Source organism: Hoeflea sp., from assembly GCF_039975035.1.
GTDB lineage: Bacteria > Pseudomonadota > Alphaproteobacteria > Rhizobiales > Rhizobiaceae > Hoeflea.
Genome location: NZ_JBDWHW010000141.1, coordinates 38,119 through 63,564, shown reverse-complemented (window position 1 = coordinate 63,564; position 25,446 = coordinate 38,119). Strand labels below are relative to the sequence as shown.

Here is a 25,446-nt window from a genome sequence, read left to right as displayed (position 1 = left end):
CTCTTGACACCGATGGGTGAAGCAGAGGACTAAACATCCGGTCCCGGGTTTGGCGCGGGATGCGAATGAGACTGAAAGCAAGGGTCCCCTCCAGGTGAAACAGCAGATCAGAGCGGCGAACGCGCGCAGGACGGCAGGTGTGACATTTGCCGCCCGTCTGGCGTTCGAGGACGTGCATCACGCCTATGGTGATTTGCAGACACTTCGTGGCGTGACGCTGGCTGCGGAGCCGGGCGAGGTGCTGTGTCTGCTGGGTCCTTCGGGATCAGGCAAGACCACGCTTTTGAGAATCGCTGCAGGGATCGAGCCGATTGGCCAGGGCCGGCTTTTGCTCAATGATCGCGAAATCTCCGGGCCGGCGATCAATCTGCCGCCCGAACGCCGAGGCATCGGTCTGATGTTTCAGGATTTCGCGCTGTTTCCGCACCTGACCATTCTCGACAACGTCCGGTTCGGACTGACGGCGCTCACCTCGACCGACGCCAGGCGCGAAGCGCTGGCGGCGCTGGACCGTGTGGGAATGGTTCACTACGCCGACAATTATCCGCACGCGCTTTCGGGCGGCGAACAGCAACGCGTTGCGCTGGCCCGGGCACTGGCGCCGCGCCCGGCGGTGCTGTTGATGGATGAGCCTTTCTCGGGGCTCGATTCACGGCTCAAGGACAGCGTCAGGGCGGAGACCCTGGCGATCCTGCGCGAAGCCCGCGCCACCGCGGTGGTGGTTACCCACGACGCCGAGGAAGCCATGCGCATGGGTGACCGCATTGCGCTGCTGAGAGATGGCGCGCTTGAGCAGGTCGGAACCGCGGAAGATCTCTATCATCGTCCGGTCAATCTTTTCGCCGCCGGTTTCTTTTCCGAAATCAATGTATTTGACGGGTCGGTGTCGGGTGAAATGGCGCAAACGCCGGTCGGTCCGGTCAAAGCGCATGGTTTTTCTGATGGCGCGAAGGTCTCGATTGCAATAAGGCTGCCCGGCATTGAAGTTACGGAGACGCCTTGTGGTGTTTCAGCCCGAGTGGTGGCGCGCAGGTTTCTCGGTGTGGAGGAACTGGTTACATTGGTGGTTGCTGGTGGCGAAAGTCCAATTGACGCCCGCATCCGCGCTGGTCAATTAAGAGCCGGCGTCCGCGATGTTTCCGTCACCGTTAACGAGCGTGACATTTTGGTGTTTGAAAGAAACGGTTAAACACCCTAAATCAGGGTGGGATGCAGACAGGAGAGTATCATGGGTTCATTCAGCATTTGGCATTGGCTTATCGTTCTGGTCGTTGTGCTGCTTTTATTTGGTCGCGGCAAGATTCCGGAATTGATGGGCGACGTCGCCAAGGGCATCAAGAGCTTCAAGAAGGGCATGGGCGATGATGACGCCACGCCTGAAGCCCCCAAGACTGTCGAAAGCAAGGCTGAAGAAGCTGATGCCAAGGATCGTGGCTGATACACCAATCCCGTTGCCCTGACGGGTGAGGAGACGCCTGAATGTTCGACATCGGTTGGCCAGAACTCCTGGTCGTTGCCATTGTGCTGATCATCGTGGTTGGTCCCAAGGACCTGCCTCCGATGTTGCGCGCCTTCGGGCGGACAACCAAGAAACTCAGGTCCATGGCCTCCGAGTTTCGGGGGCAGTTTGACGAGGCGTTGCGCGAGGCCGAACTGGACGACGTCAAGAAGACCTTCGACGACGCCCGTAAGCTCAACCCGATGCAGACCATCAGGGATGCGGTTAACCCGCTGAAGGATTCGGCAAAATCGATACGCTCGGATCTTGAAAAGTCGGTGAACTCCCCGTCGGAAACGGCTGCGTGGAAACCCAAGACGGCAATTCCGGAGGCGACAATGAAGCTCCCGGATGGTCCGCCGGAGGTCAAGCCCGGCGAACCGGTTTCCGTCATTTCGGAGTCTGCCGCTAAACCGGCTGCGAAGTCTGCAACCTCATCAAAGCCCGCAGCCAGCGCCAAGGCGCCAGCCGCGGCAAAAGCTGCCAAGGCGCCGTCGTCGGCAAAGGCTAAGGCTGCGTCGCCCAAACCGGCGACCCAGCCTGCGCCCGCACCGGCGAAAGCCTCCGCCACAGCGAAGCCTGCAGTCGCCGCAAAGCCCGCAGTCAAGTCCAAGGCGGCTCCGGCGGCCAAGTCCAAATCCGTCGCAGCGAAGACCAAGACCCCGGCTCAGGCTAAAAACGAGCCCCGCGCCCGGAAACCAAAGCAAGAGGGCAAGGCGTGAGCGACGATACCGAAGACAAGCCGCAGCCGCTGCTTTCACACCTGATGGAACTGCGCAATCGCCTGATGTGGGCAATTGGCGCGTTCTTTCTGGCATTTCTGTTGTGTTTCGCCTTTGCAAAGCCGCTGTTCAACATGCTGGTCGTGCCGTTCACATGGGCGGTGCAATGGGCTGGCATGGATCATCGCAAGATCGAGTTGATCTACACCGCGCCGCAGGAGTTTTTCTTCACCCAGATCAAGATCGCGATGTTTGGCGGCCTGGTTATCGCGTTTCCGGTGATCGCCGCACAGGTCTACAAGTTCGTGGCGCCCGGGCTCTACAAGAATGAACGCGGCGCGTTCCTGCCGTTTCTGATCGCATCGCCGATCCTGTTCATGCTGGGCGCGGCGCTGGTCTATTTCTTCTTCACGCCGATGGTGATGTGGTTCTTCCTGTCGATGGAACAGAGCGGCGGCGAGGGTGAAGCCTCGATCATGCTGTTGCCCAAAGTGTCGGAATATCTCGGCCTGATCATGACCCTGATCTTTGCTTTCGGCCTGGTTTTCCAGTTGCCGGTGGTGACCACGCTGCTGGCTCGCGTCGGGCTGCTCACCAGCCAGGGACTGAAGGACAAGCGAAAATATGCCATTGTCGCCGCCTTCATTGCCGCCGCCGTGCTGACGCCGCCCGATCCGGTTTCCCAGATCGGACTTGCGCTGCCAACCATCATTCTTTACGAGATTGCCATCTATTGCGCCCGACTCGTGGAGCGTCAGCGCGCTGCGAGAGCGGCTTCGGAAGAACCCGGCGAGACAGCTTCGTCAGACGACGCCGAACCAAAAGCCGACGCCTGAGCTCCCGAGTGAAATCCGCACTGTGCCGCAAGCTGGCGCAGTCGCGGCTCCGGCGCTGCCAATCGACGACCGGGACCAGCCATGCTTGACATCAAATGGATACGAGAAAATCCCGCGGCTCTTGACGCCGCGCTTGGCAAACGCGGAGCAGCGCCCCAGGCCGCGAGCCTGATCGAGCTTGATGAAGCCCGTCGCAGCCATGTGGGCGCGCTGCAGGCGTTGCAGGAACGCCGCAACGCCGCGTCCAAGGACATTGGCAAGGCGATGGCTGCCAAGGATCAGGCTACAGCCGACAGTCTCAAGGCCGAAGTCGCGCAACTCAAGGATGATCTCCAGGCCGGCGAAGCCAGGGAGCGCGAGCTTGACGAGGCGCTCAAACATGCGCTTTCGGTGTTGCCGAACATCCCGCTCGACGAAGTTCCTGTGGGCGCCGATGAGAGCGAAAATGTCGAGGTGCGTGTGTCCGGCTCCAGGCCGGAATTCGGCTTCGAGGTCAGAGAGCATTTCGAGCTTGGCGAAGCGCTGGGCATGATGGATTTCGAGCGCGCCGCCAAGATGTCCGGTTCGCGGTTCACCATCCTGTCGGGGGGACTGGCGCGGCTGGAACGGGCGCTGGGACAGTTCATGCTTGACCTGCACACCGGGGAGCATGGCTACACCGAGGTCAATCCACCGCTGATGGTCAATGATGCGGCGGCTTACGGCACCGACAAGCTTCCCAAATTCGGCGACGACCTGTTTCGCACCACGGACGGGCGCTGGCTTATTCCTACCGCCGAAGTGCCGCTGACCTTCATGGCTGCCGGTGAAATCATTTCCGAGGACGAGCTTCCCAAACGCTACGTCGCGCAGACCGCCTGTTTTCGGTCCGAAGCAGGGTCCGCCGGGCGTGACACACGCGGCATGCTCAGACAGCATCAGTTCACCAAGGTGGAACTGGTTTCGGTGACGACACCTGAAAAATCGTTCGAAGAGCATGAACGCATGACCGCGAGTGCGGAAAGCGTTCTCAAGCGCCTCGGGCTGCATTTCCGCACCATCGTGCTGTGCACCGGCGACATGGGCTTTGGCGCGCAAAAGACCTATGACATCGAGGTCTGGTTGCCAGGCCAGGATGCCTATCGCGAGATCTCGTCCTGTTCCGTCTGTGGTGATTTTCAGGCGCGGCGGATGAATGCGCGTTGCCGCAAGCCAGGCGACAAGGCTACGCGGTTTGTTCATACGCTCAACGGCTCGGGAGTGGCGGTTGGCCGCTGCCTGATCGCGGTGATGGAGAATTATCAGAACGCCGACGGCTCGATCACCGTGCCGGAAGCGCTGCTGCCTTATATGGGCGGAGTCTCGAAAATCGAGGAAGCGGCGTAACACATTCAATTTGAAGGAACCGGCAATGCGCATTCTCATCACCAATGACGACGGTATTCACGCCGAGGGACTTGAGGTGCTTGAGCGCATCGCCCGGACATTGTCCGACGATATCTGGATCGTCGCCCCTGAAACCGATCAGAGCGGGTTGGCGCATTCCCTGACCCTGTCCGAACCGCTTCGATTGCGCAAGGTGCGTGACAAGACCTATGCGCTGCGCGGGACGCCGACCGATTGCGTCATCATGGCGATTCGCAGCCTGATGGAAAAGGGTCCGGATCTGGTGTTGTCCGGCGTCAATTCGGGCCAGAACGTTGCCGACGATGTGACCTATTCGGGCACTGTCGCCGGCGCCATGGAAGGAACGTTGCTGGGTGTCCGCTCAATCGCGATCAGCCAGGCCTACAATTGGGCCGATGGCAGGATCGTGCCGTGGGACGTGGTCGAGACGCTTGCACCGGAGCTGCTGAGGAAACTCATCGGGGTCGATCTGCCGGCAGGCACGTTGCTCAATGTCAATTTTCCCAATTGCGCCGCCGATCAGGTCAAGGGCGTGGTCGTTACCGATCAAGGTCAGCTGACCCATGCGCTGTCGATTGAAGAACGCCAGGACGGGCGCGGATTTCCGTATTTCTGGTTGAAATTCGGTCGCCGTAATTTCTCGACGGAAACCAACAGCGACATAAAGGCCATCTCGAATGGGTATATTTCGGTCACGCCTTTGAAGCTGGATCTGACCAATCATGCGGTCCAGGAGAAATTGGCCGTTGCGTTGGAAACCTGATCGATGAATGGCCGGCTCCTGGAGAAGGAGGGATTTGCCGGGTTGTTCCTGCGGCTGCGGGCCGAAGGTATCGCCGACAAGGCGCTTCTGACCGCGCTTGAGCAAACGCCGCGCACCCTGTTTGTTTCGGCAGCCTATGCGGACGCCGCCTATCAGGACCGGCTCATGCCGATAGATTGCGGCGGTTTTGCCGAAAGCGCGGATCTCGTGGCGCGGCTGCTTTCGGCATTGATGATCGAACCGGGGCATAGGGTTCTCGATATCGGCACCGGCAGCGGATTTCTGGCCGCTGTCGCAGTTAGACTGGCCGAAAGGGTGGTGACGATCGATCGCTACAAGACACTTGTCCAGCTTGCCCGGCAACGGTTCGCTCATCTTGGACTTGGCAGTGTGATTGCCCGTCAAGCCGACGGCATGAAGGGCATGAACGGCGAGGGCAGCTTTGACCGGATCATTGCAACCTGTGCTTTTGATGGCATGCCGCGCCAGTTTATCGATCAGTTGGCCACTGGCGGAGTCATGCTTGCACCGATCCTGACTGAAAGCGGCACGGCCAACATGGCGCGATTGACCAAAATCGGGAGCCGCTTTGAGCGCGAAGACCTGTTTAAAGTGCCTTATCGGCCTTTTTCACCAGGTCTGGCGTTGGCGCTGTAACTGCCGCGATCCCAACAAAAGCACAGAATTTCGCCGCTTTAACCGATGAGTAACACTAACGCGCTTTAATCATCCCAGTTGGTATTGCGTTGATTGGGTAGTGTTATGCGTGTCAGACAGACTGTCGTTCCAGGTGTTTCGGTGACCCGGTTGCTCGGTGTCGCACTTCTGGCGGGGTCCGCTGCAGCTTGCAGTTCGGATGCAAGCCGGTTTTCTTACCAGAACACGGATCAGTTGTTGACCGCCTCGGTGCCCGCACCGTCTTCGGCGACACTCGCGCCGATGGTGGGAATAGGCAACGGTCCAAGCCCGGCCAACGCAGTTTCAGGCGGCTATCCGCAGGCCAATCCCTATCCGCAATCGGCGAGCGCCAATCAGCAGGCCTTTCCGCAGGCACCCTCGGGGGCCTCTCAGGCGTTTCCGGGAGACTACCGTTCGCCCGCACAACCAGGCTATGATCCCACGGCAACAGGCTCGATACCAGGTTCGGTGGCGCGCGCCGCTGCGTCGCCTTCCAGGTTGATTGACGGCGGTATGCAGCAATCGGCAACAATTGCCCGGCGGACGTTGCCATCGGCGCAGCCCGCACTTGCCGCGCCGAGCGTGGCCACACCGGTAACGCTGGCTTCTGCCAGGGTTGCTCAGGCACCGCAGGCGTTCCCCGAACGGCCGCAGCAGTTGGCATCGGCCGTGCCGGTGAATCCCAGCTACGCCAACGACGCCGAACAGGTCATGGCGCCGGATCCGATCGTGACCGGTACGGCGCCGCGCAGTGCGGGCTGGACAACGACAGGCGGAACCCGAATCACGCTCGGTCCGGGCGAAACCATCTACAACCTTTCCAAGCGCTACGGTGTTCCCGCCAGCGAAATCATGAAGGCAAACGGCATTGATGATGCGTCGCGGGTTTCAGCCGGACGGCAGTTGCTGATTCCGGTTTATGTGTATTCCCGAAAAGCGCCGGTTTCGGCGCCGGACAACAATCCGAAGACCGTTTCCGCCAATTCGGGCACCGGATTGCGCGGCGAGGCCAGACACGACCGGATTCCGGTGCCAGCGCCCGCACCGCGCCAGGATGTGGCCGTTTTGCCGACGGCGCCGGCTTTGCGCAGCCCGAAGAATGAAACCGAAGCGCCACAGACGGTGACCGCGTCCAATTCGAAATCAGGCGGCCAGGCTGATGGCGTCTATACCGTCAGCGGTGGCGACACGCTGAGCAAGATCGCGCGGAAATACGATGTGAGCGTGGATGCGCTCAAGGCGGCGAACGACCTGAATGGATCGAACATTCGTATCGGCCAGTCGCTTGTCATCCCGGCAGCTGGAGCCGAGATGGTTGACAGATCGACCACTGCATCGGTCAACAAGGCGACGTCTCCGAAAGCCTATACGCCTCCGGTCAGCGCCGGAGACGACAGTGTCGCTGCAAAGACCAAATCGGACATCGCTTCGATCGCTCCGGCAGGGACTGGAATTGACAAGTTCCGCTGGCCTGCGCGCGGCCAGGTGATCACCGGGTTCGCCAAGACCGAGAACGGCAAGCGCAACGACGGGATCGATATTTCCCTGCCCGCCGGTACACCGGTCAAGGCAGCAGAGAACGGCGTTGTGATCTATTCCGGCGATGGTCTCAAGGAATACGGGAAAACCGTCTTGGTCCGGCATGATGATGGTCTGGTGACGGTTTATGCGCACGCGCAAGATCTTAATGTGACCCGTGGCGACAAAGTGGTTCGCGGCCAGGTTATCGCCAGTTCCGGAATGTCCGGAGTGGCCAAGACGCCGCGCCTGCACTTTGAAGTTCGCAAGAACGCCACGCCGGTCGATCCGACGAAATATCTCGAATAAGCGCCCCTCCAGGCGAAAGAGGAAAAAGGCCGGCACTTTTGTGTACCGGCCTTTTTTCATTGCGGCGCGGACGTGCTCCGCTCAGATGTTTTTTCCCAGACGGCCGGCCAGATCCTGGATGAATTGCCAGGCCACGCGTCCAGAGCGGGCGCCGCGTGTTGTTGACCATTCCAGCGCCTCTGAACGGAGTGTTTCGGGGTCGGAGCCGAGTTCGAAATGCGCGGCATATCCCGATACCATCTCGAGATAATCGTCCTGGGAGCATTTGTGGAACCCGAGCCAGAGACCGAAGCGGTCGGACAGCGAAACTTTTTCTTCGACCGTTTCGCTGGGATTGATGGCGGTGGATCGTTCGTTCTCGATCATGTCACGCGACAACAGATGGCGGCGGTTGGAGGTTGCGTATAGCAACACATTGTCGGGGCGACCTTCAATACCGCCATCGAGCGCAGCCTTGAGCGATTTGTAGTCGGTATCGTCATGATCAAACGACAGGTCGTCGCAAAACAGGATGAACCGCGCCTGCGCCGGTCTCAGCAGGCCCATGAGCGCGGGCAGCGAGTTGATGTCCTCGCGATGGATTTCTATGAGTTTCAGAGGTGCCGGAAGATCCGCGTCGGCAGCAAGCGCAGCATGAACCGCCTTGACCAGCGAGGATTTACCCATGCCCCTGGCCCCCCAGAGCAACACATTGTTGGCGGGTAGCCCATGGGCGAAGCGGCGGGTGTTGTCGACCAGAATGTCGCGGACATGGTCGACCCCCCTGATCAGACTGATTTCAATCCGGTTGGGCCGGGTCACCGGCGCGAGATAATGTTTGTCCGCGTCCCAGACAAAACAGGCGGCTGCATCGAAGTCGTTGGTGACGGGCAGGGACGGCGCCAGGGCTTCCACGGCGCGCGACAGGCGGGAAAGCTCGGCAAGGATTTGGCGGGCGGTTTCGTCTTGCATGCGATGTTCCAGGCAGGTTTGACTTGACACTATTGTACACCGAGCGGTGTTCGTTTGGATGAACAGGCAATGGCCGCTAGATGCTTTGACCGGTTGCATGCCTGTCTCGGACGAGTGAAATCACCCTATCCAGACATGTGCCAAAGCGGGTAGCACGGCAGGATGACGCGGAAAAGCTGTTTTGAACGGCAATTAGGGCCAGCCGGCGCCATGTTTGCGTTGCAATCGTCTATCTTGCCACTATATTCCGCTCGACTGTTGGGGAGCCTCCGGGTACCCCCCAAGCTTACCCTCAAGGAGTTTTTCATGTTTGTGACCCCGGCCTATGCCCAGTCCCCACTAGGTGGCGGCGGCAGTGAGATCCTGATGTCGATCCTGCCTTTCCTGCTGATTTTTGTAATCATGTATTTCCTCATCATCCGGCCACAGCGCACGCAGATGAAAAAGCGGACGGAAATGCTGAATAATGTTCGCCGCGGCGATCAGGTCATCACCGGTGGTGGTGTAATTGGCAAGGTCTCCAAGGTGATTGACGATACCGAACTGGAAGTCGAAATTGCCGATGGCGTCAAGGTACGGCTGGTTCGCAGCCTGATTGCCGATGTGCGTGTCAAGGGTGAGCCCGCCAAGGAATAGCCGCAAATGACGGACAGGAACGTGTTCCTGTTCGTCTGACGCCGGACTTTTTACCCACACAATTTCGTCCCCGAGGATGAACCGAGAGCACCATGCTTTATTTCTCCCGTTGGAAAACTACCCTGATCTGGCTTGCTGTTCTTGCCGGCGTGGTGTTTGCCTCTCCGAACCTTTTGAACCAGCAACAGGCAGACAACCTGCCGGACTGGGCGCCTTCCAAGAAACTCACTCTTGGCCTTGATCTTCAGGGCGGCTCCTACATGCTCCTGCAGGTGGACCGTCAGGACATTATCAAGGACAGGCTGACCACAACGGTTGATGACGTGCGGCGGGTGCTGCGCGAAGCGGGAATCGGATACACGGGCCTTTCGGGAACCGGCCAGATGGTGCAGGTCCGCATTCGCGATGATGCACGGATCGATGAAGCCAAAGAGGCTCTTGCCGAACTGACATTGCCGGTCAATTCCGGATTGTTTGGCGGCGGTACCGTGGCCGAGGCAAGCATCGAAGAAACCCAGCCCGGGCAATTGCGTATTCTGCTGACCGATGAAGGCATTACCTACCGCGTATCGTCGGCGGTAGCCCAGTCGATTGAGGTGGTGCGCAAGCGGATCGACGAACTGGGAACCACCGAACCGGTTATCCAGCGTCAGGGCGTTGACCGGATTCTGGTGCAGGTTCCGGGTCTTTCAGATCCGGAGCGTTTGAAAAGCCTTCTGAACCAGACCGCCAAACTGGCTTTCCGGATGGTCGACACGTCGATGCCGGTGCAGGAGGCAATCGAAGGCCGTCCTCCGTCGGGGGCGGAGGTGCTCTATTCTACCGATGATCCGCCGATTCCCTATCTTATCGAGCGAACTGTGCTGGTTTCGGGCGAGAATCTCGTCGACGCACAGGCCGGTTATGACCAGCGCACCAACGAACCGGTTGTCAGTTTCCGGTTTGATTCCAAGGGCGGTCAGCGCTTCGGTCAGGCCACGACCAAGAACGTCGGCTTGCCGTTCGCCATTGTGCTTGATGAACAGGTGATCTCGGCTCCGGTAATTCGTGAACCCATCCTGGGTGGTACCGGCCAGATTTCCGGCAATTTCGATGTTCAAAGCGCCAATGATCTGGCGATCCTGCTGCGTGCTGGTGCATTGCCGGCGACATTGACGGTAATTGAAGAACGCACCGTCGGCCCGGGGCTCGGCGCCGATTCGGTTGCCGCCGGCGAAATCGCCGGCATCATCGGCGCGGTTCTGGTGCTGGTGTTCATGTTCGTGGCCTACGGCATGCTTGGCTTCATCGCGAACCTGGCACTGATTGCCAACGTGGTGATGATCATTGCAATCCTTACGCTGCTGGGCGCAACGCTGACATTGCCGGGGATTGCCGGTATCGTTCTGACCGTTGGTATGGCGGTGGACTCCAACGTGCTGATTTACGAGCGTATTCGTGAGGAACACCGGGCCGGGCGATCGCTCATCCAGGCTATCGACGCCGGATTCAGCAAAGCCTTCTCAACCATTCTGGATGCCAACGTCACCACGCTGATTGCAGCAATCATCCTGTTCTATCTGGGTACCGGGCCGGTTCGCGGTTTCGCGGTGACGCTTGCAGTCGGTATTGTGACAACCGTCTTCACCGCCTTCACCCTGACGCGCTGGCTGGTTGCGGAGTGGGTGCGGCGCAGCCGACCGAAGGTCATGCCCAGAGGCGCGCTTGATGCGATTATCCGGGATTTCAGCTTCCGATTCATGAAGCTTCGCCGATACACCTTTGTCATATCGGCGGCTACTTCACTGATCTCGATGGCGCTGTTTGCCACGATCAACATGAACTACGGCATCGATTTCAAGGGCGGATCGATGATCGAGGTTCAAGCCAAGGACGGAAACGCCAATGTCGGCGACATCCGGGCGCGGCTGTCGGAACTCAACCTGGGAGACATCCAGGCGCAGGAATTCGGCTCGCCACGCGAAGTGCTGATCCGTGTGCAGGCGCAAGGTGGCGGTGAAAACGCCGAGCAGACGGTGATCACCCTGGTTCGCGCCGAGCTGGAAGGCGACTACGATATCCGCCGTGTCGAAGTGGTCGGACCGACGGTTTCGGGTGAACTGGCGCAAGCCGGCACCATTGCCGTCATTGCATCTCTTATGGCCATCCTGGTCTATATCTGGTTCCGGTTCGAGTGGCAGTTCGCGCTTGGCGCCATCATCGCAACGATTCACGATGTGGTGCTGACCATTGGCATTTTCGTTGTCTCCGGTATCGAGTTCAACCTTTCGAGTATCGCCGCGGTGCTGACGATTGTCGGATATTCGCTCAATGATACGGTTGTCGTGTACGACCGTGTCCGGGAAAATCTAAGGCGTTACAAGAAGATGCCGCTTCCGAGCTTGCTTGACATGTCAATCAACCAGATGTTGCCGCGCACCATCCTGACATCAGTGACCACGCTTCTGGCGTTGCTGGCGCTGTTCCTGTTTGGTGGCGAGGTCATCCGCTCCTTCACATTCGCAATGATCTTTGGTGTCGTGGTCGGAACCTATTCGTCGATCTTCATTGCCGCACCGGTGCTGATCCTGTTCAAGCTGAGGGCAGACACTTTTCGCGTCGGGATGGATACCGAGGATCAGGGGGAAACCGACCCGGACGCCGCCAACCAGAGCACGGCCTGAGGGATGGCGCGGGGTATCGAGATCCGCGAGGCGCATTTTCCCGGCCGCGCGCCGATCGAGGCCTACGGCAATGGCGGTTTCAGGTTTGCCGAGATGTCGCATCGCGGCTCGATCCTGTGTCTGCCCTCTGGCATATACGGCTGGGATATGGATGAAGATTCCGCGTTGACGGCTTCGCGGTTTGACAAGGTGATGGCTGAAGCCGGAGAGATCGAATTTCTGCTGGTTGGAACCGGCATGTCGATCCGGCCGCTGCCTGCCGATCTGAAGCAGGTCCTGCGTGGTGCCAATGTCTCGTCCGACCCGATGAGCACTGGAGCAGCGGTGCGGACTTACAATGTCATGCTAGCCGAATCACGGGCAGTCGCCGCCGCCCTGATCGCCGTCTGAGCATCGTGACCGGGCCGGGGTCATCAGGCGCTCTGTCGCCCGCTGCGCGTGAGCAACAGATGTCCGAGCTGCGTGCTGCTGACATTGACCGGTATCTGGCATTGTTGCTGATGCCCGAGGCGGTTCGCGACGATCTCCTGACGTTGATGCTGTTTAATGCCGAGATCGCGGCGATCCGAGACAGGGTGCGTGAGCCGCTGCCCGGCGAGGTGCGGCTTCAGTGGTGGAGCGATGTGCTTTCAGGCGAACGGGACGGGGAGGCGAACGCGCATCCTGTCGCCTCCGCGCTGCGAGACATGATGGATCGCCGTGCCATGGCCGCCGCACCGCTGATGGCGATGTGCGCGGCGCGGATTTTCGATCTTTATGATGATCCGATGCCCGATCGCATGAGCTATGAAGGTTATGCCGGCGAAACCGCGTCGACGATGCTGCAAATGTCAGTCTATCTGATCGACCCTGCGATCTCGGCTGAAACCGCCACCGCCAGTGGTCATGCCGGCGTGGCACAGGCGGTGGCCGGCCATTTGATGATGTTGCCGATCACCCAGGCCAGGGGGCAGGTTTTCATTCCAGGCGATCTGCTGGCCGCGACCGGGCTCGATCGCGACCGATTTGTAAGGGGTGAAGACCGCGCCGCGATCTCGACTGTGGTGCGGGCTTTCGCCGGATTTGGCAGGGAGCATCTCAACAAGGCGAAAGCAGCGCTCGGGCTGATGCCGGCAGCGGTATTTCCTGCCTATCTGCCGGTGTCTTTAGTGGAGCCTGTTCTGGTGCGTGCCGAAAAACTGGGCGCGGCCAGCCTGGATACGTCGCTTCAGTTGCCGCAGTGGCGGCGGCAATGGAGCTTGTGGCGGGCAGCGCGGCGCGGCGGACTCTGATATTTTCCGCATTCGCTCATTGCCGATGCGCGCCATCTCCTGAAACTGATCCATGATTTGCGCGGCTTGCACAACAATATGGTGCGGGGCATAGTCAGCAAGCGTTGACGCGTCCGGGAGCCGCGTCAAGTCGGAGGAAGAAGATGAGCCTTGGTGTCTTGATTGTGATGGTCGCTTTCGGCGTCTTGCTGGTGGTTGGCGCTGTTCACTATACCGGGGGATCGCGACACAAGGATGCCCGCGACACCGGCGAAGCGATCCTCGAGTTCGCCCGCGCCTATCCCGGCGAGGCCATTCGCTCTGTGACGATGACCATGGATGGAAATGCCTGTTTTTTCAGGCTGGCAGATGGAAAAGTCGGATTTCTGCAGTCGATGGGACGTCACTTCGTTGCGAGGCTGATCCTGCCGGGCGCGGTCTCGGTAGAGCCGCTTGAAAACCAGCCCGGGTTGAAGGTTGAATTTCATGATTCCACCCTCAAGGGCGGAGAATATGTGTTCCTGAACAGTGAAGAGGCGGCGGAAGTTTCACTTTGGCTGTGCGGAAGCTTTGTCCTGGCGAAGCCGGAACTGGGCGGTCCGGAGGAGGGGCACAATGCCTGATCTGAAAGATTTTCCGGATGTGACGCAGATGGCGATCCCGTTTTTCGTGCTCGCGATCCTGCTTGAACTGTTTGTCATCCGGTATTTCAAAGGCCGCGGCGATTATGAAACCCGCGATACGCTGACCTCCCTGTTGATGGGCGTCGGCAATGTGGTCTCGGGTCTGCTTCTCGGTTTTGTCGCGTTCTGGGTGCTGATGTGGGCCTGGGAATTCCGGATCCATGATTTTGGCACATCCTGGTGGGCCATCGCCTTGTGCTTCATCCTCGATGATCTGCGGTATTACTGGTATCATCGCATTGCGCACCGGTGCCGCTGGGTGTGGGCTGAACACGTCAATCATCATTCCTCACAACATTATAACCTGTCGACGGCGTTGCGGCAGAGCTGGACAGGCACGTTCACCGGCATGTTCATTCTGAGGATTCCCCTGGCGCTGATCGGCTTTCATCCAGTGCTTTTGCTGTTTGTCGGCGGGCTCAATCTTGTCTACCAGTTCTGGATCCACACCGAAGCGATCGGCAGGATGTGGAAGCCGATCGAATTGATCTTCAACACTCCGTCGCATCACCGGGTGCACCATGCCACCAATCCGCGCTATCTTGATTCAAACTATGCCGGCACATTGATCATATGGGACCGCATGTTCGGCAGTTTCGTGCCGGAACTCGATGAGGACATGCCGCGCTACGGCATTGTCAGGAACATCGGCACCTTCAATCCGGTCAAGGTGGCGTTTCACGAATGGATCGACATGTTCGCCGACGCGTTTCAGCCGGGGCTGACGCTGACCGAGAGGCTGGCCTACCTGTTCGCACCACCTGGCTGGAGCCATGACGGATCACGCAAGGGGTCGGAGGCGTTGAAAACGGATTATGTCGCGCAAAACCCCGAATCAGCTGGAACACCCGGCCTGCCGCGCGCCGCGGCCGGGCAGGCGGTGTCCCCGGCGGAATAGCATTGGTTCACCCGGGATCGGGGGGGGAAATGCCGGTTGACGCTTGCCAATTGCGCTGATCATGCAAGCGGTCTTGTCACTGGATCCGCGGGGGAGCTCTACATCGTCAGCCGCACTGCCAGAATCTGGTTGGCGATATCCTGAAAGGCTGCGCTGAGCTTGGTCGAGTCGGTAATGGCTATGGCATTATCGGGTTTGGATGCACATGTGGCCAACCCCTGGCGTGTGCTGGCATTGGGCACGCCGACGCCGACGGTGAAGATTTCGATGCTCTCCGCCTTGGCGTTGGCGCATGCCTTGATCATGAGCTGATCGGCATAGGTGCCGTCCCTGCCGTTGTGCAGGGGGTAGGTCGGAGACAGGGTGTTGGAGCCGTCCGTCATGACGATCATGAATTTACGGACATCCTTGGAGTATTGCTTGCCTTCGCTAAAAGGCACTTGCGGCGACAACACTCGCCAACCCCACATGATGCCGGCCGGAATATATGTCTCGTTCTGAGCCACCATGGAATTGATTGCACTGCGAATGGTGGTGAAGTTGTCGGTGAGCGTCAGCAGCGGTGCACTGCAACTCTGATTCATCAAGCCGGGAATCCGTCGATCCGGGCGTGAATCGCTGACGTCCTGTGGCGCATCCCGCGATCCGACGCAGCCTTTCCATTTGATGGTTGTCGTACGGTCCCTGCAGACGGTCTGTTCCGGACCGTATGTGTAGCTTGTGCACACCTCGCGCGATCCCGTGGTTGGCACGCCGTCGTTCATTCCCGAAGTGGTCTCCCGGTAGCACCCTGATTTGCCGGTCACGGGTCTGTAGGTGCTGCAAACATTCTTGGTGGTCGATGAGTCCGGATCGACCTGGAGCCAACTCTCGTTTCGGTATTGCAACCCGACATTGACGTAGCGCGAGAATGGCACGAGCGCGATCTTGACGTCGAGATCGGACTCATCCTCGAAGGTTTTGATCAGGGCATTGGCTGCAGATTTGAGATCGGCCAGTTTCTGGCCAACCATTGAATAGGTGTTGTCGAGCACCATGGCAATCTCGATGCTTCGTCCCCCGGAGCGTTGCGCCTGGGCAGTGACCCCTACATTGAGTATGTCGAGGTTGAAAATCCGTGCAAACGTGCTTGGCAGCTTACCGTTGACTTGCATCGTTACCTGGCCATCGGCATTGAGCGTGAAAGCCGTCACATCGAGGTCGCTGCGCACATCGTCAGTGACATTGCCCAGCAATGCGGAGACGGCGATCTCCCGCAACTCCGCTTCGGTCGTCTTCTTGGAGACTGCCGCGGCCAGCACCGCGGCGTCGACGGCGTTCTGGATGCTGGCCTTGTGGCCTGCGGCGTTGACATAATCAACGGCCAGTGCGGCGGCGCCGAACAATGGCAAGCTCATCAATGCGGCCATCATTCCGAAGTTTCCGGAGCGGTTTGTGCCGAGTTTGCGTAGCATCTCGATTTCCCCGTGATCGACGTCTGCGGACGTGTTTTCGTGTTTATGGGAAATGATACCGGCAAGGAGTTAAGGTTTTTCGAAAAAACTCGTTCGATTTGGACCGGGTTTTCGTGATGCTATTCGGCAGCTTGTCGCACGGAGTCGCTTGACAGCCATGCTGCAAAATCAGTGAGCGCGCGGCGCGCCATGGCCTGTTTCTTGGCCTTGGCCTTGTCCTTGCCCCGGAAGCGGCCGCCGCCTTCGGGCTTGACGATTGCGCCGGGTTCGAGCGGTGGAAACAGACCGAAATTGACATTCATGGGCTGAAACGAACGCTTGCCGGGCTCGTCATCGCTCAGGATATGGCCGCCGGTGATGTGATTGAGCAGCGCGCCGAAGGCGGATGTCAGCGGCGGAGGTGTCAGCGCCTCGCCCAAACGTTCGGCGGCGGCAAAGCGTCCGGCCAGAAGTCCCATCGCGGCGCTTTCGACATAGCCTTCGCAGCCGGTGATCTGTCCGGCGAAACGCAGACCGGGGCGGGATTTGAGTTGCAGCGTGCCATCGAGCAGCTTCGGCGAGTTCAGGTAGGTGTTGCGGTGCAGGCCGCCCAGGCGCGCGAACTCGGCATTCTCCAGGCCGGGAATCAACCGGAAGATTTCGGCCTGTGCGCCATATTTCAGTTTGGTCTGGAATCCGACCATATTGTAGAGCGTGCCGAGCGCGTTGTCCTGACGCAATTGGACCACGGCGTAGGCCTTGATATCGGGCTTGTGCGCGTTGGTCAGGCCCATCGGCTTCATCGGGCCGTGGCGCAAGGTCTCGCGTCCACGTTCGGCCATGATCTCAATGGGCAGGCAGCCGTCGAAATAGGGCGTTCCCTCCCATTCCTTGAAACCGGTGGTGTCGCCGCCAATCAGGGCGTCGACAAAGGCCTCGTACTGGTCCTTGTCCATCGGGCAATTGATGTAATCCTTGCCGGTGCCGCCGGGGCCGACCTTGTCATAACGCGACTGGAACCAGCAGACCGACATGTCGATCGAATCGGTGTGAATGATCGGCGCGATGGCGTCGAAGAAGGCAAGGGCATCCTGACCGGTCTCGGCGCGGATCGAACCCGCCAGCCCCGGGGCTGTCAGCGGGCCGGTGGCGATGATTGTCTGATCCCATTGGGCAGGCGGAAGACCGGTGATTTCCTCACGCGCGATAGCGATCAGCGGTTCGGCCTCGATGGCATTGGTAACAGCCTGCGCAAAGCCTTCCCGATCGACCGCGAGCGCGCCGCCGGCGGGCACCTGATGGCTGTCGGCGCAGGACATGATCAGGGAACCCGCCAGCCGCATTTCAGCGTGAATGACCCCGACGGCGTTGTTTTCCGCGTCATCGGAGCGGAACGAGTTTGAACACACCAGTTCGGCCAGACTATCGGTCTTGTGGGCTTCGGTGCCGCGCACCGGCCGCATTTCGTGGAGTGTAACCGGCAAGCCGCGCCGCGCGATTTGCCAGGCGGCTTCCGAGCCGGCAAGGCCGCCGCCAATGACGTGGATTGAAGAATGGGAGGATGTGTTCTTGATCATGGTGTCGGTTTACCACGGGCCCGGTCCCGTCTCAAAGATGTTTTGCGCACCCCGCAACAAACGAAAACGGCGCCCCATGGGACGCCGTAACGAACGGTCATATCGAATGTATTCAGCGGGTACGGATGCCGCGCGCCACATTGTCAATGTCGAAACGGGTCAGGCCGATGTCAGCCAGGGTTTCGTTGGAAAGGTTGGCAAGTTCCTGGGCGGTCTGGCGGGTCTTCATCCAGCTGCGTGCTCTGTTGAGAAATTTCATGACAGTCTCCTCGGGTGCGCGCCCTGCAGTCGGGGCGGTGAATACGATGTAATCAATCTGATGCCCCTCATATAGGCGTTTGCCGCTCTATTGTGCAGAGCAATAATCACAGCCCTGATATGCATGGCCGGAATGGCTGGTTAACTGGAAAATCACAATTCGGGAATGAGTAAAAATTAGGCAATGCAACAGGCCCGCCGCCTTGGCCAGGCATGGGCTGATTTGCGCATGAATGGCCACTGCACAAACAGAAACAGCGCCCTGGTTCCAGGGCGCCGTTTGAATTGACCGGTTGGAATACCGGGCAGAGATTTTTGGTCTTAGTTGCCGGGGCGGCGAGCGACGAAGGGAATGTCACCGCGGGAGATGCCCAGGTCATTGAGTTCGCGTTCAGACATGCGCGACAGTTCATTCACGGTCGTGCGGTAGTCGCGCCAGTCCTTGTAAGCCTTACGGAAGTTCATGGTGTTGGTCCTTTCTGTTCGGGCTGCAAATCAGCCCCGTGTTTGTTGAATTGAATATAGGGGCATCGGCTCGAATTGTGCAGTGCAAAATAACGCAAAGGAGCCATGCGGTTTCTGCATTACGCCTTAACAAAGCCTTGTAAAAACGACGTAAGCGCACAATATCGCCCGGCCATTGCCGCAATCGGGCTGAAGCAGTCCAGGGAATGGAATCGTGTGGTGAATTGGGTGAGATGGCTTGGCGCTCAGGGTGGACTGGCGCAAAAAATAACGCCCACCGGGGGAGGAGGATCCGGTGGGCGTCATTTTGGGAGACTGACGCTCGGGAGGAGGATGAACGTCAGTCACATCGAAGCGGCTTTATGGGAGGAGGAGGAGGCCGCTCCGAATTCTTGAAACTCTTACAAGGCGCGCCGTGCGGCGAATGGGATATCGCCCCGTGACATGCCGATGTCGCTCAACTCGCGTTCCGAAAGCCGGTTCAGCTCGACGCAGGTTTCGCGGTATTTCCGCCAGCTGGCGTAGGAGTGGATCAGTTTCATTTTTCGATCTTCCTTTGTCCTGCTGTTTTCCGGATCACCACCGTGGCGTTCCGATGTTTTGAATATAGGGGCATTCAATCGATTTGTGCAGTGCAATATTCTCATGGAAGCTATTCGATATTTGCATGGCTTAAGTGATTTTGGTGTCGCTTTGCCTCAAAGCTGTGCACTGGCGGAATATTTGAAGGCAGGCTGCCGTTTATGCCGTCATTGTCCGGCACGCGGCTTGGTGTAATCTCGGGCAGGAGCGCCTGGGTGAAGGAATCGGCAAATGCTTAGAAGATATCTCAAGCGTGAAATCGACCAGTGGACCCGGCGCGGGCTTCTGCAGCCCGGCCAGGGTGAGGCGTTGCTGGCCGATCATGACAAGCGCTATGCCGGTTTTAGCCTTTCCGCGGTTCTGGCGGTGCTTGCGGCAGTAATGTTTGGCGGTGCGGTGATCGCGCTTGTCGCGGCAAACTGGGACGCCATTCCGCGATTGATGCGGGTCGTCACTGTCGTTGTCCTTATAATGGGCGGTCTTGCTGTCGCCGTGGTGGCCGCGAGACGGGGGTCTGTCTGGATCACCGAGGCTGCACTGGTGTTCACGCTGCTTTGTTATGGCGCCGGCCTGGCACTGGTGGGCCAGATGTATCATCTGAGCGGCGACGAAGCGGCATTCATGCTGACATGGTCCGTAGGGGCGCTCGTGGTGTCCGCCGCCTTTGCCTCGCCGATGGCTGCCGTCAGCGCCGGTCTGTTGGGATTCGGCTACCTGTTCGCCGAATCAGACCTGTTCGGATACGGATCTGCAAATGTCCTCAATCTTTCCGGCTATGGAATTGTCCTGGCACTGGCCGTTGCCGTCATGGTGTCGGCCTGGAGAGCGCGTTCTGCCATCGGCGGACATCTTGGCGCCTTGCTGCTGCTGTGCTGGGCGATGTGGGTGGTGGACAGGGCAACCGACCTGCAACCTGGCTACGTGCTGGCCGCGATTGGCGCGGTGGCGTTTGCGCTCGGATCGTTTGCACCATCACTGACAGGCGGCGTGGTGGCTAAGCATGGCATGTTCTCGGCCTATGGGGCGGTTCTGTTGCTGGCCGGGATGGGTTTGATACAGGCCAACTTCAACGATCCGGGGCTTGTGACCGAGGTGGCGCTTGCCGCGCTGATTCTGATCAGCAGCGTTGCGCTTCTGATCGTTGCCGGCGGCGAAAACCAACTGGTCCGGCGGGCCGCTTATTTCGCCTTCGCTTGCGAGACGATTTACGTGGTTAGCGAAACGCTTGGATCGCTGCTTGGCAGTTCCGGCTTTCTGTTTTTCGGCGGTCTGGTGTTGGCCGTTATCGCATTCGCGGTGATGAAGATCGAGAAGCGATTCAAATCAGGCGAGGCACGGTCATGATGAAGTTCGGTCATATGCTGCGACGGCGGATCAACCCATTGCTGGCCGGCCTTGTGTCCGCCGCGGTTCTTGTCGGAACTCTTGCGCTGGCGATCGAGCGCAGGGCTGCGATCCTCAGGGATGGTCGCGAAGTCGTCCTCAAAACCGAACCGGTAGACCCGCGCGATCTGATGCGCGGAGATTATGTCCGGCTCAATTACAAGGACGTGTCCTCCATTGAAAAGCAACTGGTTGTCGGGGCCTGGCCGGTTGAAGACACCACCACTCCGGTGTGGCTGATACTGGCTCCGGGCAGTGACGGCGTGTTCGCGGCGAAGGCCGCAAGCTTTTCCAGGCCTCAGCAGGTTTCTGCGGAGGAGGTGGTTCTCAAATCGCTGCCGGCCCGTGTCAGCGTCGCTCAGCCGACCGGCGGATTGAATTCGATCGGCAGGCTGAGCTTCGGGATTGAGCGCTATTATGTTCCGGAAGGTGAAGGGCTTGAGATTGAAAAGGCCCGAAACGACGGTCGCACCACGGTCGCGATCCGTGTTTCGGAGAATGGAGAACCGCAAATCGCGAGATTAATGATTGATGGCGAGACGCTTTACCAGGAACCGCTCTATTGAAAAGCGGGCTATATTTTGCGTTCCGTGCGGATTGTGACCAAAAACCCTGACCGCTAGGGTCATTTTTCCTTTGATCGCCGCCAAACGGGTGATATAGAGCGACCGCGTTCAGGGTCGCCTCGCGCGAGCGTGGTTTTGCGGCCCTAAGAGCGGGTATGGTGAAATTGGTAGACACGCCAGATTTAGGTTCTGGTGCCGTAAGGCGTGGGAGTTCAAGTCTCTCTACCCGCACCAGATTATGATCCAGTCCGGCCGCCGCCTGGCGCTGGATGAGTGGACGAAGACGAAGAGGCATCCTGCCGGTTGATCCGGTTTGGAGCCTGAAATGAAAAATGCCACAAGCGACGCCGGTTAGCCGGCCCAGTCGCGGGGCCAACCCGAACGGTCGCAGTCGCGAGGAAATGAAGGTTTGAACATGCAGGTTACCGAAACGCTTGCCGAAGGGCTGAAGCGCGAATTGAAGGTTGTCGTTCCCGCCAAGGATATGGCGTCGCAACTCAACGAAAAGCTTGCCGAAGCCAAGGGCAAGATGCGGATCAACGGTTTCCGTCCCGGCAAGGTGCCGATTTCGCACCTGAAAAAGGTCTACGGAAAATCGATGATGGCCCAACTGGTCAACGAGATGATCCAGGAAAAGCCGACCGCGATCCTTTCCGAGCGTGGCGAGAAGGCTGCTACTCAACCTGAAATCTCCATGACCGAGGACGAGAAGGAAGCCGACGAAATCCTCAACGGCGCCGCCGATTTCGAATTCACCATGGTCTATGAAGTTATCCCGTCTTTTGACGTGGCGGACATGTCCAGCTTCAAGGTTGTGCGCGAGATCATCGACGTGCCGGCGGAAGAAGTCGAAGAGCAGGTGCTGCGCGTTGCCGAAAACAGCCGCACCTATGAGCCCAAGGACGGCAAGGCTGCTGATGGCGACAAGGTGACGATCGATTATCTCGGCAAACTCGACGGCGAGCCCTTCGAAGGCGGCGCCGATCAGGACGCGGAGCTGGTCATCGGTTCGAACCGGTTCATTCCGGGCTTTGAAGAGCAGCTGGTTGGCCTCAAGGCTGGCGACGAGAAAGAAATCTCGGTCACTTTCCCGGACGATTACCAGGCCGCCCATCTGGCCGGCAAGGAAGCCAAGTTCGACATTACCGTCAAGGCAGTGGCTGCTCCTGGCGAGCTGGAAATCAATGATGAACTCGCCAAGACGCTTGGCCTCGAATCGGCTGACAAGCTGCGCGAAATCGTGCGTTCGCAGATCGAAAGCCAGTACGGCCAGATCACCCGCCAGAAACTGAAGCGGCAGATCCTCGATCAGCTCGACGAAGCCCACAAGCTGGAATCTCCGTCCAAGCTCGTGGATGCCGAATTCGAAAGCATCTGGCGTCAGATCAACCAGGAACTTACCGACAACGGCAAGACCTTCGAGGATGAAGATATCACCGAAGAGGCTGCTCGCGAAGAATATCGCAAGCTGGCCGAGCGGCGGGTTCGGCTGGGTCTGGTCCTTTCCAAGATCGGCGAAGAAGCCGGTATCCAGGTCAGCGACGAAGAGCTGCAGCGGTCGCTTTTCGAGCAGGTTCGCAAGTTCCCGGGCCAGGAACAGGAAATCTATGAGTACTTCCAGAAGACACCGGGTGCCGTTGCATCGCTCCGCGCTCCGATCTTCGAGGAAAAGACCATTGATCACATGCTTACTGTCATTGACGTGACCGACAAGACCGTCAGCAAGGAAGAGCTGATGGCCGACGACGAGGCCGAGGCGGAAGAAAAGCCGGCAGCGAAGAAGAAGGCTCCGGCTAAGAAGAAAGCCGCCAAGAAGGACGACGCAGCGGCTGAATAAGTCATCCCTGCAAGGATTACAGGAAACGCCGGGGCATCAATTGCTCCGGCGTTTTTGATTCGACGACGTCATTGACGGCGTACCAACTGCGCCCGCCTGCGGGGATCGTGTGCAATCCAACGGTTTGGCTGTCTCAGATCAGCTTAAGGCCCTTGAGGCTGGCATGACCTTCCTTGCCGATGATGATGTGATCGTGGACGGTGATGCCCAGCGGGCGGGCGGTGTCGATGATCAGCTTGGTCATCTCGATATCGGCGCGCGAAGGGGTCGGGTCGCCAGAGGGATGGTTGTGGACCAGAATGATCGCGGTCGCAGAGAGTTCAAGCACGCGTTTGACCACTTCGCGCGGATAGACCGGAGTGTGATCCACGGTTCCGGTCTGCTGCACTTCGTCGGCGATCAGGGCGTTTTTCTTGTCGAGGAACAGCACGCGGAACTGCTCTCGGGCTTCAAAGGCCATCGCCGCCCGGCAATATTCGATCACTGACGACCAGGATGCGAGAACCTGCCGGCCCTTGAGATCGCCCTTGAGCATCCGGTGAGCAATTGCCGCGACCAGCTTGAGGTCGGTCGCGACGCTGTCGCCGACGCCCTTGACCTCGGTGAGCAAGCCGGTCGGCGCGCCGAGTACTTCGGGGAGCGAGCCGAAGCGGGCAAGCAGCGCCTTGGCTATCGGTTTTGTATCGCGGCGGGGAATCAGCCGGAACAACAGCAGTTCAAGCAATTCGTAATCGGCCAGCGCGCGGTCGCCACTTTCGCGAAACCGCTGGCGCAACCGGTCCCGATGCCCGTGATAATGTTCGTCCGCGCCGTCTGGCGCACCACGCGGATCTGTTGCGAGTGCCTGGCCCCGGGTCTTGCCCTGGCGGCTTTCGGCAAAAAAGCTGCGCTCGTCATCGGGCGCGAAGTCTCGACCTTCATCACGCATGCCGCCATCGTCGAGGCCTTTTTCAGTCGGGCCCGGGTGGCGGCGTGATGTCATGCGGGCAGACCGGGGCGGTCCAGCCCGGCAGGCGAAAGGGTGAAGATCTCGTAGCCGTCCTCGGTGACGCCAATCGTGTGTTCATATTGCGCGGTCAGCGAGCGATCTCGCGTCACCGCGGTCCAGCCATCAGAGAGCACTTTGACATGGGGGCGGCCCAGATTGATCATCGGTTCGATGGTGAAGACCATGCCCGGGCGCATTTCCGGGCCCTCGTCGAGGCGTCCGTAATGCAGGATATTGGGAGCGTCATGAAAAAGCCGGCCCACGCCATGGCCGCAGAAATCCCGCACCACCGAGCAGCGTTCGGCCTCGGCATAGGACTGGATGGCGTGGCCTATCGCGCCGGTTCGGGCGCCGGGTTTGACCGCCGCGATGCCGAGCATCAGCGAGTTCTGGGTAATTTCGAGGAGGCGCTCGGCAGCGCGCTTGATCTGGCCGACCGGATACATCCGGCTCGAATCGCCGTGCCAGCCGTCGAGCACATAGGTCACATCGATGTTGACGATATCGCCTTCGCGCAGCGGCTTGTCGTTGGGGATGCCGTGACAAACGACGTGATTGATCGATGTGCAGCAGGATTTGGTGTAGCCGCGGTAATTCAGCGTGGCGGGCAGGGCGTTGTTGTCCTTGCCGAATTCGAACACGAAGCGGTCGATCTCGTTGGTTGTCACGCCCGGGACGACCCGGGAGACCAGTTCATCAAGGCACCGGGCGGTGACCTGGCATGCCTTGCGCATGCCTTCAAAGCCATCAGGGCCATAAAGCCGGATCTGGCCGGTGTTTTTCATCGGGGCCGATGCGGCGTCAATATAGGTAACCATGGAAGGCTCGCTTTGTCCTGTCGCGGCCGGCTCGGCGCCGGCTGAAGTTTATATTACGCTGTTTAGACCAGCTTCCTCAACGGCAACCAGCGATTCAGCGCGTATTTCATCAGATGTGATCTTGCACCGTATGGCGCAAGCTTCAACCCCGCGTTTCATGGCGCGGTCAAAAGCAGCCGCATAGACGGGGTCGAGACCGCGGCAAAGGCTGAACCGGTCCACATCGGCGCGTTGAATGAGATAGACCATGATGGCGCGATGTCCAGCCTCGACCATGTCGCCCAGTTCTTCAAGATGCTTCGCGCCGCGGCTGGTGACACTGTCGGGAAATTCGGCCAGACCCGGGGACCTGCGAAAATGCACATTCTTGACCTCGACATAGGCCAGTCCCTTTTCGTGATCCCGCAGCAGGATGTCGATGCGCGAGTTGATGCCATATTTCTGCTCGCGCATGCGTTCTGCGTAGGTGCCGAGCGATCCGATCAGGCCTGCGTCGATGGCGTCCTCGACCAGCAGGTTCGGACGTGCGGTGTTTATTCCGACAAGTGTATCGTCGGCTTCGACCAGTTCAAGAGCGTGGCGGTATTTGCGCGTACCGCCGGTATGCTGGGTCAGGTAGCACGTTGAGCCGGGCGTGGTCAGTCCGCGCATGGAGCCGGTGTTGGGGCAGAAGCCGGTGATCAGTTCTCCGCTTTCCAGTTCGGCATCGAAAAGGAATCGCTTGTAGCGGCGGATCAAACAGCATGGT

Annotated in this window: 25 protein-coding genes, 1 tRNA gene and 1 pseudogene; 18 read left to right on the top strand and 9 right to left on the bottom strand. The window is 59.2% G+C overall.

Going from position 1 to position 25,446, the window contains the following annotated elements:
• Positions 1-139: 139 nt before the first annotated feature.
• The 8 genes from ABJN75_RS12295 to ABJN75_RS12260 all read left to right on the top strand — a co-directional run bounded on the left by ABJN75_RS12295 (position 140) and on the right by ABJN75_RS12260 (position 7,710).
• Entirely contained in the window at positions 140-1,189 is a 1,050-nt protein-coding gene (locus ABJN75_RS12295) for an ABC transporter ATP-binding protein (protein ID WP_348439882.1), read from the top strand.
• Between the two features lie 39 nt (positions 1,190-1,228).
• The gene (locus ABJN75_RS12290; RefSeq protein WP_348439881.1) at positions 1,229-1,438 is read left to right on the top strand and encodes a twin-arginine translocase TatA/TatE family subunit; all 210 of its coding nucleotides are present in this window, start codon (positions 1,229-1,231) and stop codon (positions 1,436-1,438) included.
• Positions 1,439-1,479: 41 nt separating this feature from the next.
• Positions 1,480-2,220: a Sec-independent protein translocase protein TatB gene (gene tatB / locus ABJN75_RS12285; protein ID WP_348439880.1), complete on the top strand. Its 741-nt coding sequence runs from the start codon at positions 1,480-1,482 to the stop codon at positions 2,218-2,220.
• Entirely contained in the window at positions 2,217-3,056 is an 840-nt protein-coding gene (gene tatC / locus ABJN75_RS12280) for a twin-arginine translocase subunit TatC (protein WP_348439879.1), read from the top strand. Before tatB ends, tatC begins: the two co-directional genes overlap by 4 nt.
• A gap of 81 nt (positions 3,057-3,137) precedes the next feature.
• The gene (gene serS, locus ABJN75_RS12275; RefSeq protein WP_348439878.1) at positions 3,138-4,421 is read left to right on the top strand and encodes a serine--tRNA ligase; all 1,284 of its coding nucleotides are present in this window, start codon (positions 3,138-3,140) and stop codon (positions 4,419-4,421) included.
• Positions 4,422-4,446: 25 nt separating this feature from the next.
• On the top strand, positions 4,447-5,205 hold the full coding sequence (surE, locus tag ABJN75_RS12270; protein ID WP_348439877.1) for a 5'/3'-nucleotidase SurE: 759 nt from the start codon (positions 4,447-4,449) through the stop codon (positions 5,203-5,205).
• 3 nt (positions 5,206-5,208) lie between these two features.
• Positions 5,209-5,862 (top strand): protein-L-isoaspartate(D-aspartate) O-methyltransferase, encoded by a 654-nt coding sequence (locus tag ABJN75_RS12265; protein ID WP_348439876.1) that lies wholly within the window; start codon positions 5,209-5,211, stop codon positions 5,860-5,862.
• Positions 5,863-5,967: 105 nt separating this feature from the next.
• Complete coding sequence (locus ABJN75_RS12260; RefSeq protein ID WP_348439875.1) at positions 5,968-7,710, top strand: peptidoglycan DD-metalloendopeptidase family protein; 1,743 nt, start codon at positions 5,968-5,970, stop codon at positions 7,708-7,710.
• Positions 7,711-7,791: 81 nt separating this feature from the next.
• Here ABJN75_RS12260 and ABJN75_RS12255 read toward each other — a convergent pair whose 3' ends face one another.
• Positions 7,792-8,661 carry an ATP-binding protein gene (locus tag ABJN75_RS12255; protein ID WP_348439874.1) on the bottom strand — a complete coding sequence of 290 codons (870 nt, stop codon included), beginning with the start codon at positions 8,659-8,661 and terminating at the stop codon, positions 7,792-7,794.
• Positions 8,662-8,967: 306 nt separating this feature from the next.
• On the opposite strand from ABJN75_RS12255, the gene yajC reads away from it, so the two are divergent.
• The 6 genes from yajC to ABJN75_RS12225 all read left to right on the top strand — a co-directional run bounded on the left by yajC (position 8,968) and on the right by ABJN75_RS12225 (position 14,791).
• Complete coding sequence (gene yajC / locus ABJN75_RS12250) at positions 8,968-9,297, top strand: preprotein translocase subunit YajC (protein WP_348439873.1); 330 nt, start codon at positions 8,968-8,970, stop codon at positions 9,295-9,297.
• A gap of 92 nt (positions 9,298-9,389) precedes the next feature.
• Positions 9,390-11,960: a protein translocase subunit SecDF gene (secDF, locus tag ABJN75_RS12245; protein ID WP_348439872.1), complete on the top strand. Its 2,571-nt coding sequence runs from the start codon at positions 9,390-9,392 to the stop codon at positions 11,958-11,960.
• A gap of 3 nt (positions 11,961-11,963) precedes the next feature.
• The gene (locus ABJN75_RS12240; protein WP_348439871.1) at positions 11,964-12,350 is read left to right on the top strand and encodes an Mth938-like domain-containing protein; all 387 of its coding nucleotides are present in this window, start codon (positions 11,964-11,966) and stop codon (positions 12,348-12,350) included.
• Between the two features lie 59 nt (positions 12,351-12,409).
• Positions 12,410-13,231 carry a phytoene/squalene synthase family protein gene (locus ABJN75_RS12235; protein WP_348439870.1) on the top strand — a complete coding sequence of 274 codons (822 nt, stop codon included), beginning with the start codon at positions 12,410-12,412 and terminating at the stop codon, positions 13,229-13,231.
• Between the two features lie 143 nt (positions 13,232-13,374).
• Entirely contained in the window at positions 13,375-13,833 is a 459-nt protein-coding gene (locus ABJN75_RS12230) for a hypothetical protein (protein WP_348439869.1), read from the top strand.
• Positions 13,826-14,791: a sterol desaturase family protein gene (locus ABJN75_RS12225; protein WP_348439868.1), complete on the top strand. Its 966-nt coding sequence runs from the start codon at positions 13,826-13,828 to the stop codon at positions 14,789-14,791. The genes ABJN75_RS12230 and ABJN75_RS12225 overlap by 8 nt, the downstream gene beginning before the upstream one ends.
• 98 nt (positions 14,792-14,889) lie before the next feature.
• On the opposite strand, the gene ABJN75_RS12220 is transcribed toward ABJN75_RS12225, so the two are convergent.
• The 5 genes from ABJN75_RS12220 to ABJN75_RS12200 all read right to left on the bottom strand — a co-directional run bounded on the left by ABJN75_RS12220 (position 14,890) and on the right by ABJN75_RS12200 (position 19,066).
• The gene (locus tag ABJN75_RS12220) at positions 14,890-16,245 is read right to left on the bottom strand and encodes a VWA domain-containing protein (protein WP_348439867.1); all 1,356 of its coding nucleotides are present in this window, start codon (positions 16,243-16,245) and stop codon (positions 14,890-14,892) included.
• Between the two features lie 119 nt (positions 16,246-16,364).
• Positions 16,365-17,801 (bottom strand): methylenetetrahydrofolate--tRNA-(uracil(54)-C(5))-methyltransferase (FADH(2)-oxidizing) TrmFO, encoded by a 1,437-nt coding sequence (trmFO, locus tag ABJN75_RS12215; RefSeq protein ID WP_348439866.1) that lies wholly within the window; start codon positions 17,799-17,801, stop codon positions 16,365-16,367.
• 112 nt (positions 17,802-17,913) lie between these two features.
• Positions 17,914-18,060 carry a DUF1127 domain-containing protein gene (locus ABJN75_RS12210; RefSeq protein ID WP_348439865.1) on the bottom strand — a complete coding sequence of 49 codons (147 nt, stop codon included), beginning with the start codon at positions 18,058-18,060 and terminating at the stop codon, positions 17,914-17,916.
• A gap of 320 nt (positions 18,061-18,380) precedes the next feature.
• Positions 18,381-18,524, bottom strand: a complete 144-nt coding sequence (locus ABJN75_RS12205; protein WP_348439864.1) for a DUF1127 domain-containing protein — start codon at positions 18,522-18,524, stop codon at positions 18,381-18,383.
• A gap of 401 nt (positions 18,525-18,925) precedes the next feature.
• A complete protein-coding gene (locus ABJN75_RS12200) occupies positions 18,926-19,066 on the bottom strand; it encodes a DUF1127 domain-containing protein (RefSeq protein ID WP_348439863.1) in 141 nt (46 codons plus the stop codon).
• Positions 19,067-19,337: 271 nt separating this feature from the next.
• Between ABJN75_RS12200 and ABJN75_RS12195 the strand changes: the two genes are divergently transcribed.
• The 4 genes from ABJN75_RS12195 (at position 19,338) to tig (ending at position 22,892) form a co-directional block, all read left to right on the top strand.
• Complete coding sequence (locus tag ABJN75_RS12195; RefSeq protein ID WP_348439862.1) at positions 19,338-20,450, top strand: DUF2157 domain-containing protein; 1,113 nt, start codon at positions 19,338-19,340, stop codon at positions 20,448-20,450.
• Complete coding sequence (locus ABJN75_RS12190; protein ID WP_348439861.1) at positions 20,447-21,055, top strand: GDYXXLXY domain-containing protein; 609 nt, start codon at positions 20,447-20,449, stop codon at positions 21,053-21,055. Before ABJN75_RS12195 ends, ABJN75_RS12190 begins: the two co-directional genes overlap by 4 nt.
• Positions 21,056-21,204: 149 nt before the next feature.
• Positions 21,205-21,289: transfer RNA gene (locus ABJN75_RS12185), tRNA-Leu, on the top strand.
• 181 nt (positions 21,290-21,470) lie between these two features.
• Positions 21,471-22,892, top strand: a complete 1,422-nt coding sequence (gene tig / locus ABJN75_RS12180; protein WP_348439883.1) for a trigger factor — start codon at positions 21,471-21,473, stop codon at positions 22,890-22,892.
• Positions 22,893-23,025: 133 nt separating this feature from the next.
• Here tig and radC read toward each other — a convergent pair.
• The 3 genes and pseudogenes from radC to sfsA all read right to left on the bottom strand — a co-directional run.
• Positions 23,026-23,691 (bottom strand): annotated as a pseudogene (gene radC, locus ABJN75_RS12175) (DNA repair protein RadC); the annotation flags it as partial.
• Between the two features lie 179 nt (positions 23,692-23,870).
• Entirely contained in the window at positions 23,871-24,698 is an 828-nt protein-coding gene (gene map, locus ABJN75_RS12170) for a type I methionyl aminopeptidase (RefSeq protein WP_348439860.1), read from the bottom strand.
• Between the two features lie 48 nt (positions 24,699-24,746).
• Entirely contained in the window at positions 24,747-25,436 is a 690-nt protein-coding gene (gene sfsA, locus ABJN75_RS12165) for a DNA/RNA nuclease SfsA (protein WP_348439859.1), read from the bottom strand.
• Positions 25,437-25,446: the final 10 nt, after the last annotated feature.

Excerpts from the sequence above, each read along its gene's own strand:
- tig (WP_348439883.1), top strand. The coding sequence starts at position 21,471 with ATGCAGGTTACCGAAACGCTTGCCGAAGGGCTGAAGCGCGAATTGAAG.
- ABJN75_RS12255 (WP_348439874.1), bottom strand. The coding sequence starts at position 8,661 with ATGCAAGACGAAACCGCCCGCCAAATCCTTGCCGAGCTTTCCCGCCTG.
- ABJN75_RS12265 (WP_348439876.1), top strand. The coding sequence starts at position 5,209 with ATGAATGGCCGGCTCCTGGAGAAGGAGGGATTTGCCGGGTTGTTCCTG.
- ABJN75_RS12260 (WP_348439875.1), top strand. The coding sequence starts at position 5,968 with ATGCGTGTCAGACAGACTGTCGTTCCAGGTGTTTCGGTGACCCGGTTG.
- ABJN75_RS12290 (WP_348439881.1), top strand. The coding sequence starts at position 1,229 with ATGGGTTCATTCAGCATTTGGCATTGGCTTATCGTTCTGGTCGTTGTG.
- serS (WP_348439878.1), top strand. The coding sequence starts at position 3,138 with ATGCTTGACATCAAATGGATACGAGAAAATCCCGCGGCTCTTGACGCC.
- map (WP_348439860.1), bottom strand. The coding sequence starts at position 24,698 with ATGGTTACCTATATTGACGCCGCATCGGCCCCGATGAAAAACACCGGC.
- ABJN75_RS12205 (WP_348439864.1), bottom strand. The coding sequence starts at position 18,524 with ATGAACTTCCGTAAGGCTTACAAGGACTGGCGCGACTACCGCACGACC.
- yajC (WP_348439873.1), top strand. The coding sequence starts at position 8,968 with ATGTTTGTGACCCCGGCCTATGCCCAGTCCCCACTAGGTGGCGGCGGC.
- ABJN75_RS12200 (WP_348439863.1), bottom strand. The coding sequence starts at position 19,066 with ATGAAACTGATCCACTCCTACGCCAGCTGGCGGAAATACCGCGAAACC.
- tatB (WP_348439880.1), top strand. The coding sequence starts at position 1,480 with ATGTTCGACATCGGTTGGCCAGAACTCCTGGTCGTTGCCATTGTGCTG.
- ABJN75_RS12240 (WP_348439871.1), top strand. The coding sequence starts at position 11,964 with ATGGCGCGGGGTATCGAGATCCGCGAGGCGCATTTTCCCGGCCGCGCG.
- surE (WP_348439877.1), top strand. The coding sequence starts at position 4,447 with ATGCGCATTCTCATCACCAATGACGACGGTATTCACGCCGAGGGACTT.
- ABJN75_RS12225 (WP_348439868.1), top strand. The coding sequence starts at position 13,826 with ATGCCTGATCTGAAAGATTTTCCGGATGTGACGCAGATGGCGATCCCG.
- secDF (WP_348439872.1), top strand. The coding sequence starts at position 9,390 with ATGCTTTATTTCTCCCGTTGGAAAACTACCCTGATCTGGCTTGCTGTT.
- trmFO (WP_348439866.1), bottom strand. The coding sequence starts at position 17,801 with ATGATCAAGAACACATCCTCCCATTCTTCAATCCACGTCATTGGCGGC.
- ABJN75_RS12230 (WP_348439869.1), top strand. The coding sequence starts at position 13,375 with ATGAGCCTTGGTGTCTTGATTGTGATGGTCGCTTTCGGCGTCTTGCTG.
- ABJN75_RS12195 (WP_348439862.1), top strand. The coding sequence starts at position 19,338 with ATGCTTAGAAGATATCTCAAGCGTGAAATCGACCAGTGGACCCGGCGC.
- ABJN75_RS12235 (WP_348439870.1), top strand. The coding sequence starts at position 12,410 with ATGTCCGAGCTGCGTGCTGCTGACATTGACCGGTATCTGGCATTGTTG.
- ABJN75_RS12190 (WP_348439861.1), top strand. The coding sequence starts at position 20,447 with ATGATGAAGTTCGGTCATATGCTGCGACGGCGGATCAACCCATTGCTG.
- ABJN75_RS12210 (WP_348439865.1), bottom strand. The coding sequence starts at position 18,060 with ATGAAATTTCTCAACAGAGCACGCAGCTGGATGAAGACCCGCCAGACC.
- ABJN75_RS12220 (WP_348439867.1), bottom strand. The coding sequence starts at position 16,245 with ATGCTACGCAAACTCGGCACAAACCGCTCCGGAAACTTCGGAATGATG.